Raw genomic sequence first — 3,731 nt, 5'->3', positions numbered from 1 at the left:
TTGGCCGCCTTCGCCGCCGCTTTGGCCTCCTGCTTGAACGCCCGCACCTTGGCCAGCGACTCGGGCCCGGTGATGTCGGCCGCCGAGCGGTAGGAGTCCTTGTCCCCGTACGAACCCGCCGCCTCGCCCGGAACTCCTCCTCAGCGCAAGGACACCCCCATGCCCAAGGACCCCTACGCGGTGCTGCACGCGCTGCTCCGCGCCGAATCCGTACGCGACCGCCGCAGCCCGCGCACGGACGAGCCGGCCGCCGAAACCCCCACCTCCGAACAGCCGCAGGACCTGCGGCCCGAGCACCCGGGACGCGACCGCCGGGACTGAACCGGCAGAAGATCAGCAGGTGGCCCCGCATGTCAGGAACATGCGGGGCCAATCCGGCGAAACCGAACACGAGTTGCAGGGAACCTCTTTCCGGAGATCTCACCGATCGCTACCGTCCCTCCCACCTCGTTCGCACTGCCTTTGGGGAAGGACCTCTGTGAACGCATCACCTCGTTCGCGCAGCACGATCGCCGCACTCGCCGCCGTCGCGCTCGCCACACCCCTGCTGCTCGCCTCCGCGGGAACGGCCACCGCCGACCGCGGTCACGGGCACGGCAACCCGTCCAAGGACGCCCGCAAGCTCGCCCGTGAGCTGGTCGAGGACTCGTCCGCGAAGGACGCGTACCGCCATCTTCAGAAGTTCCAGGCGATAGCGGACGCCAACGGCGGCCATCGCGCCGCCGGTTCGCCGGGGCACGACGCCTCGGCGAAGTATGTGTACGAGTACCTCAAGAAGGCCGGATACAAGGTCAGTTACGACCAGTTCGAGTTCGTCTACACCGAGATGCTCACCGAGCGCCTCGCGGTCGTGACACCCACACCGCGCACGGTCGACATCCAGGGGATGACGTACACGAAGTCGACGCCGGTCGGCGGCATCAAGGCGGCAGTCGCCGCCGTGCCGGTGGACGCCACCACCGGGTGCGAGGCGGCGGACTACGCGTCCGGCACCTTCACCGGGAAGATCGCGCTGATCAAGCGCGGCGGCTGCTCCTTCGCCATCAAGCAGGCGGCCGCCGCGGACGCGGGCGCGTCCGGCGCGATCATCTACAACAACGTCGACGGAGTCCTCTCCGGGACCATAGGGGACCCGGCCGACGGCCGTATCCCGACCGGCGGCATCACCCTCGCCGAGGGCGAGGCGCTTGCCGCCGAGGTCGCCAAGGGCGAGGTCGCGGTGGACTTCGAGATCGTCGAGTTCCAGGAGACCCGGACGACGAACAACGTCATCGCGGAGACCCGCGGCGGCGACGCCGACAACACCGTGATGCTCGGCGCCCACCTCGACTCGGTCACCGCGGGCCCCGGCATCAACGACAACGGCTCCGGCTCGGCCGGTCTGCTCGAGGTCGCCAAGGAGCTGGCCGAGGAGACCCGGCACGGAAAGCAGCCGCGCAACAAGATCAAGTTCGCGCTGTGGTCGGCCGAGGAGAACGGTCTGATCGGCTCGGAGAAGTGGGTCGAGAAGCTCACCGCGGAGCAGATCAAGGACATCCGCCTCTACCTCAACTTCGACATGATCGCCTCGCCGAACTACGGCCAGTTCGTCTACGACGGCGACAACTCCGACGGCGAAGGCGCGGAGGCCGGTCCCGAGGGCAGCGCCCAACTGGAGCGGGACATCAACGAGTTCCTCGACAGCAAGCGCAAGCCGCACGAGGGCACCGACTTCACCGGGCGCTCCGACTACGGCCCGTTCATCGCGGTCGACATCCCGGCCGGCGGCACCTTCACGGGCGCCGAGGGCATCAAGACCCCTGAGCAGGCGGCGAAGTTCGGCGGCGAGGCGGGCGTCGCGTACGACCCGTGCTACCACGCGGCCTGCGACACCATCGAGAACATCGACATGTCGGCCTTCGGCACGAACATCGACGTCATCGCCAACGCCGTCGGCACCTACGCCCACGACCTGAGCTCGCTCACCAAGCCCGTCGAGTCCGCCCCCACCGAGGGCGACGCGGGCAGCGGCGGCGGTCTGCACGAGGACCACGACCGTGTGACGGAGTGATCCGACCGTCCTGAAAGTGACGGAGTGACCCGACCGTCCTGAAACCACGGCCCGGACATCTCTTACGAGGTGTCCGGGCCGTGCCCGTATCCGGGGTCAGCGCCGTCGCGTACCGAAAATCGACCGCGAGATCTCCCGCCCGATCTGCGTACCGAGCGAGCGGGCAAGGGACTTGAAGATGCCGCTGCCCACCACCTGATCGACCATCGAGGCATCCTGCGCGGGCGCGGAACGGGCCGCCTTCGCCGCTTCCTTCGCGGCCTTCTCGGCTTCCTTCGCCTCCAGCTCGGCCTGCTTGGCCGCCTCGGTCTCGGCCTGCTGCGCGGTGATCTTCTCGTACGCGGACTCCGGGTCGACCTCCTCCGCGTAACGGGAGTAGAGCAGCGAGGACTTCACGGCCGCGTCGAGCGCGCCGGCCTCGATCGGCCCCATCAGCGACTCGGGCGCGCGCAGCCGGGTCGCGGCCACCGGCGTCGGCGCACCCTTCTCGCTCAGCACGGTGATCACCGCTTCACCGGTGCCGAGCTGGGTGAGCAGCTCCTCCAGGTCGTACGCCGAGTTGGGGAAGGTCTTGACCGTCGCCTTGAGCGCCTTCTGGTCCTCGGGCGTGAACGCCCGCAGCGCGTGCTGGACCCGGTTGCCGAGCTGGGCGAGCACATCGGCCGGCACATCCTTCGGCGTCTGCGTCACGAAGAAGACACCGACGCCCTTGGACCGGATCAGCCGCACGGTCTGCGTGATGGCCTCGAGGAAGGCCTTGCTCGCCCCGTTGAACAGCAGATGCGCCTCGTCGAAGAAGAAGACCAGCTTCGGCTTCTCGACATCCCCGACCTCGGGCAGGTTGTTGAAGAGATCGGCCAGCATCCACATCAGGAACGTCGAGAACAGATGCGGCTTGTCCTGTACGGCCGGCAGTTCGAGCACCGACACCTGCCCGCGCCCGTCGGGAGCCGTCCGCAGGAACTCGCTCACGTCGAACTCGGGGTTCCCGAAGAACGGCGTCATGCCCTGCGCCTCGAAGGCCGTCAGCGCCCTCAGGATCACCCCTGCCGTGACGCTCGAAAGCCCGCCGATGCCCTTGAGCTCGGGCTTTCCCTCGTCCGAGGTCAGGAAGGTGACGACGGCCCGCAGGTCCTTGAGGTCGTGCAGCTCCAGGCCCTTCTGATCCGCGTAATGGAAGATCAGGCCGAGCGACTGCTCCTGCGTCTGGTTGAGCTGAAGCACCTTCGACAGCAGTACGGGTCCGAAACTGGTGACCGTCGCGCGTACGGGGATACCGGGGCCGATCCCGCCGAGCGCGTAGAACTCGCTCGGAAAACCCTTGGCCTCCCAGGTCTGCCCCACGTCCCGGGCCCGCTCCTGCACCTTGTCGTTCGCCTCGCCGGGCGCGGAGATCCCGGAGACGTCGCCCTTGATGTCGGCGAGGAACACCGGGACGCCCTGCGCGGCCAGCTGCTCGGCGATCAGCTGCAGCGTCTTGGTCTTGCCGGTACCGGTGGCGCCGGCGACCAGACCGTGGCGGTTGAGCATGGACAGCGGGATACGGATCTGGGCGCCGGGCAGGCACTGCCCGTCCCACAGCAGCGCCCCGAGGTCGAGCGCCTCGCCGGTGAAGGCATAGCCCCCGGCGATGGCGGCCGCCTCTTCGGGCAGCGCGACACCGGGGGTGGGCGCGGGGCCG

Annotated in this window: 3 protein-coding genes and 1 pseudogene; 2 read left to right on the top strand and 2 right to left on the bottom strand. The window is 68.7% G+C overall.

The genetic code is table 11. The features are described from left to right. Positions 1–125 (bottom strand): annotated as a pseudogene (locus G6045_RS41835) (HhH-GPD-type base excision DNA repair protein); the annotation flags it as partial. Between the two features lie 34 nt (positions 126–159). On the opposite strand from G6045_RS41835, the gene G6045_RS39820 reads away from it, so the two are divergent. Further along, positions 160–321, top strand: a complete 162-nt coding sequence (locus tag G6045_RS39820) for a hypothetical protein (RefSeq protein WP_165337128.1) — start codon at positions 160–162, stop codon at positions 319–321. A gap of 187 nt (positions 322–508) precedes the next feature. Continuing rightward, positions 509–2,050, top strand: a complete 1,542-nt coding sequence (locus G6045_RS39815) for a M28 family metallopeptidase (RefSeq protein ID WP_165337130.1) — start codon at positions 509–511, stop codon at positions 2,048–2,050. Between the two features lie 96 nt (positions 2,051–2,146). Here the strand turns inward: G6045_RS39815 and G6045_RS39810 are convergent, their stop codons facing one another. Next, positions 2,147–3,703: a helicase HerA-like domain-containing protein gene (locus G6045_RS39810; protein WP_165337129.1), complete on the bottom strand. Its 1,557-nt coding sequence runs from the start codon at positions 3,701–3,703 to the stop codon at positions 2,147–2,149. Positions 3,704–3,731: the final 28 nt, after the last annotated feature.

The sequence above is a fragment of the Streptomyces mesophilus genome, assembly GCF_011044995.1.
GTDB lineage: Bacteria > Actinomycetota > Actinomycetes > Streptomycetales > Streptomycetaceae > Streptomyces > Streptomyces mesophilus.
Note: the sequence above shows the minus strand (reverse complement) of the source record. Positions and strands in the feature narration are given on the sequence as shown.

Bases quoted from the DNA above. Each gene is read 5' to 3' on its own strand.
- G6045_RS39820 (WP_165337128.1), top strand. From the start codon at position 160: ATGCCCAAGGACCCCTACGCGGTGCTGCACGCGCTGCTCCGCGCCGAA.